The organism is Bifidobacterium simiarum, assembly GCF_002802905.1.
Lineage (GTDB): Bacteria > Actinomycetota > Actinomycetes > Actinomycetales > Bifidobacteriaceae > Galliscardovia > Galliscardovia simiarum.
This window is the reverse complement of sequence record NZ_PEBK01000028.1, coordinates 1-320: the sequence shown is the minus strand read 5'-3', so window position 1 is coordinate 320 and position 320 is coordinate 1. Positions and strand designations below refer to the sequence as shown.

Genomic DNA, 320 nt, shown 5'->3' with positions numbered 1-320 from the left:
GTGGTGGATAGGCCGGATGTGGAAGCCCTGCGAGGGGTGGAGCTGACCGGTACTAACGGGGGAAGGGCAATCACACATCCAACCCTTTGGGGTTGCGGGACCGTTGCCGGTCCGGTGGGTTGCCGTTCAACACGGAGCGCTTTCGGTCAATTCTGCGATCAGAACGTCAACGGCTTTGTTGTTCGCGTCCGCTGTCCGGTTCCCAATCGGCCACGATCCCGCCCTCGGGGCTTGTCCCTGTGGGTGTTAATCGAAGATTTGCGGCGGTCATGGCCCAGGTGAGACGCCCGGTCCCATTCCGAACCCGGAAGCTAAGGCCT

1 rRNA gene is annotated in these 320 nt (G+C 61.9%); it reads left to right on the top strand.

Annotation, left to right across the window (positions count from 1 at the left end):
- Window positions 1-259: 259 nt before the first annotated feature.
- Window positions 260-320: ribosomal RNA gene (gene rrf, locus CSQ87_RS10665) — 5S ribosomal RNA — on the top strand; the annotation flags it as partial.